This is a genomic window from Brachyspira sp. G79 (genome assembly GCF_002379365.1).
Taxonomy (GTDB): Bacteria; Spirochaetota; Brachyspiria; order Brachyspirales; family Brachyspiraceae; genus Brachyspira.
Genome location: NZ_JQIU01000008.1, coordinates 207,849 through 212,029, shown reverse-complemented (window position 1 = coordinate 212,029; position 4,181 = coordinate 207,849). Strand labels below are relative to the sequence as shown.

Sequence of the window (4,181 nt, the reverse complement as noted above, 5' to 3'; positions counted from 1 at the left end):
GAAATAATAACACAAAATATTATAAATAAGGATAATGAAGATATAGAATATATATTAAAAAGATCAAATTCAAGTTTTATTATTGATGAAGATATTTCTAATCAGGAATTAATATCATTATTATCGCATAAAACAGATATAACTTTATTTATATGCGATAGTAATGTAAATATAAACAGATATATTAAGAATAATCCTAAAAAAGATTATAATATACCTGTATTATCGTTTCAAAATTATTATGATACACCTTTTACATTAAATATAGATTTAAATAAAGATATAAATGAGATAGAAGATTATATCTTAAATAATATTAACAGCGATAAATGTTCAAAAGTAATAGGAGAAAAGATACCTAAAAAAGCATCATATTTAAGTATGACTGTAACTTGGGTTTTATCATTTCTTTTTGTAGCTGTACTCGGAATTTTTGCTTGGAAAGAGTTTTGTTTAAAAGAATATGGAGAAAATATAAGCATACTTACGGCATTTTATAAAACTTTGCAGATATTTCAATTAGAAGCTAGTTTTGATATGGAAGAACTACCGCCACTATTAAACTTAGTAAGATTTCTTGCCCCTATTACATTAGCAGGTGCTTTATTTCAAGTTATAAAAAATCTTTTTTCTGATTTAATAACGAGAACCATTATATCAATATTTTTTAAAAAACATACTATTATATGCGGCTGTAATGTAAAATCATTATGCGTACTAAACGGAATGTCCAAAGATAAAAAAATAGTACTTATATGCAATGAAGATGAAATTAATACAAAAGATATATTTAATAAAAATGTAATAAAACTTAAAGGAGATTATACTCAGGCTTCTACCCTATTTAATGCTGGAATATTAAAATGCAGTGAAGTATTTTGTATTTCTGAATATGATGATAAAAATATAGAAACTATGAATATAGCTTCTAAAATAATAAGAACATATAAAATAAATCATACTATAGAATTAGTAGTGGATATAGAAGATAATAATAAATATAAAAATTATGAAAGAATACTACCCATATCATACACTAAAGACCCTGTTTATGTACGTTTTTCATCTTTCAAAAAGAATGCTATACGTTTTTTCATTGATAAAATTTCAAAATACTCTGTGATACGAAATATTAATATTAATGATGGGAATGCTCCTATAATACTTATATTTGGAATTAATGATAATGTTATAGATATAATAAGGGAGCTTATTCTTCTTGTTGTAGGAAAAGAGAGCAATATTAATCTCATATTTGTAGATAAAAATAAGGAATTTTATAATAATGTACTTATTAATAAACTTCCAGAATTAAACAGAATTGCATCTCTTCACTTTTTGGATTATCCTTCTTTTATTAACAATGAAATACCTGATAATATAGCTTCTTTACTTAGCAGATTATCTTCATGCCTAATTTATGCAGATAACGAAGAAAACTCATTAAATTGGGCTATTGAAACAAGACAAATACTATTTAAAAATTTATCTATAAAAGATGAACCTAAAATATTTGTATTTTTAGATTCAGCTACAAATATATTAGAAAATAATCCAGACCTTTATAATAAATACTATAAAATAGGAATAGAAATTTTCCCATCTATAAACTATCTTTCATCTATAGATTATTCGCTTCAGTATAATGATTTGGATACTATAGCACAAAAAATATACTCTGAATACTGCAAAATGCCTACTGCAAATAATAACGGAGCTTGGAATAATATATCAGAAGGCGAAAAAAACGATAATAGATACGCAGCAAGATTTTTGGCTATAAAACTTGATTATCTAGGATTATCAATATTGGATTTTAATGACAAAAGAAAGCATGCAAATTTGAAAGATATAAAGGATATAGATTTACTTTCCAGATTAGAACATAAAAGATGGTATGTATCAAAAATATTATCAGGTTTTGATAGTATAGGTTCTAATTATACAAAAGAAACTTTATCATTTATTAAATCACACATGAGACTTCACAACCTATTAGTACCATTTGAGGAGCTATCTGATGAGGAATTATATAAAGATTCTATGGGGCTTATAGATATACCTATAACAATCAATAATGATGAATATGAAATGATTATAAAAAATTTAGATGCTAAAGACATAGAGTTTGTGAATGAACATTATATTTTGGAGGATAACAATACAAAAAACAGAAGTTTATCAGGAAGTTTTATCCTTAATTACGAACTGATTGATAAAATGAGAGACATTCTCCTTAACAATAGAGAGTTAGGATCTTTTATAAAATACAAAATAGGTAAAAGTTATTAATTATGTGGGAAATAATTGACTTAATCAATTCCATTGACAGAAATTATAAAAACTATATCAGCAGAGTGTATTCAAAAATAGGTGACTATGAAGATGCTAAAGATATTATGCAGGAAATCTATGTGGAATTGTTAAACAAAATAGGAAGTGGTTTTGAAAAAGAAGGCTATGAACTTATAGACGGATATATATACATAATGATCAACTCTAGGGTAATTGATTATATTAGAAAGAAAAACAGTAAAATGAATAAAAAATATAAACTGCAAGGATTGAATGACGAGCTTCTTAATTTGGTAATACCCGATGATGAAATAAATGATTTATACCAAGAGTACAAAGAGGGACTATTCTTATTTCTTGAAGCTATTACAAAACAAAGTATGGACACTATATGCCAAGAATGTAATATGTGTGATCAAAGACTTTCAAATCTTATAGAAGTAAAAAATAAAAAATCACAATTAATAGAAGATAGCTTTATTATATATAAAGAGTATGTTTTCTCTTTTCTTCATAAAGATTTAAAACAAAAAGATATAAAAACAAAATATAATATATCAGGTCATATTTTAGATAAAATAAAATCAGCGTATAATAATAAAATAAAAGACTGCATAAAAAAACTTACTAATAAAAATATATAAAAATAAAATATCTTGGTATAATAATATGATAAATAAAGAAGTAATTTATAATTATGATGTATTTATAAGTTATACACATATTGATAATGAATGGGCGAAATGGCTTTTAGAATCTCTTGAAACGTGGAAAGTACCTAAAGAACTAGTAAAAAAAGGATTCCCTGAAAGAATAGGAAGAGTATTTAGAGATGAAGAAGAATTATCATCAAGCTCAAATCTAACTAAAAGCATAGAAAAAGCATTAATTCAGTCAAAATATTTAGTAGTTATTTGCTCGAAAGAAACATCAAAATCTAAGTGGGTAGAATCTGAAATAAAAATATTCAAAGAATTAGGACGCTCTGATAGAATAATTATTATGCTTATAGACGGTGAAGAATCTATAAGTGAAGAATTAAGATATATAGATACTGATAAAAAAATACCATTAAACCCAATAATTGCTGATGTAAGGGATAAAGAAAATAAAAAAGAAACAAAGCAAAAAGCATTACTCCAGATATTATCATGTGTTTTGGCATGCGATTTTGAAGAACTAATTGAAAAAGAAAAAACAAGAGAAAAAATAATACTGGTAAATAAAATAACTATATTGCTATGTATTATTATTATTTTTATATTTTCTATAATATTTATATGGGAACATAATAAACTAAAATTGTCATATTATAATGATTTCGTATATCAGTACGGAGTACCTAAAGGAATAGGAAAATTAACAAAAAAACAATATTTACAAAGAGCAAGTACTTATATATTTGAACATAAAAAAGGTATTTTAAAACGTGTAAAAAGGGTAAACAGTTACGGCATATTAGATAAAAATTATAAGATAAGTATATGGATACCAGAAATAGATTCTAAAGGAAATATAAAAAGAATAATATGCAAAGACCATAATGATAAAATAGTTATGATTAAAGAATACAGTTCGGATTTAAAAATAATTACATTAAAAAATGAATTTAATTTGCCATTCATATTTAATGGAAATTCTACTGTAAGATATAAAGCGGAATATAATGAAAATGGTTATATAACAAATGAACTTTATTATAAAGATTCATGGAATACTCCTATATCAGACAAAAATGGTTTTTACGGTAAACAATATGAGGTTGATGAAAGCGGAGTTATTATAGCAGAATACGGAATCAATTTAAACGGAAATATTATACCTAATAAAGAAGGAATATATAAAATAAAATATACATATGATGATAATTATAATCTCATAAAAGA

Annotated in this window: 3 protein-coding genes; all 3 read left to right on the top strand. The window is 24.4% G+C overall.

Features of this window, described 5'->3' with window-relative positions; all coding sequences use genetic code 11:
* The coding region (locus tag KQ44_RS02605) for an NAD-binding protein (RefSeq protein WP_168171246.1) at positions 1 to 2,292 on the top strand (2,292 nt) is incomplete at its 5' end.
* A 2-nt stretch (positions 2,293 to 2,294) separates the two neighbouring features.
* A complete protein-coding gene (locus tag KQ44_RS02600; protein ID WP_096736115.1) occupies positions 2,295 to 2,939 on the top strand; it encodes a sigma factor in 645 nt (214 codons plus the stop codon).
* A 25-nt stretch (positions 2,940 to 2,964) separates the two neighbouring features.
* On the top strand, positions 2,965 to 4,181 hold a 1,217-nt coding region (locus tag KQ44_RS02595; protein WP_096736114.1), incomplete at its 3' end, for a toll/interleukin-1 receptor domain-containing protein.

What these genes read in the sequence shown, in the direction of transcription:
- KQ44_RS02600 (WP_096736115.1), top strand. Translation starts at nt 2,295, where the DNA reads ATGTGGGAAATAATTGACTTAATCAATTCCATTGACAGAAATTATAAA.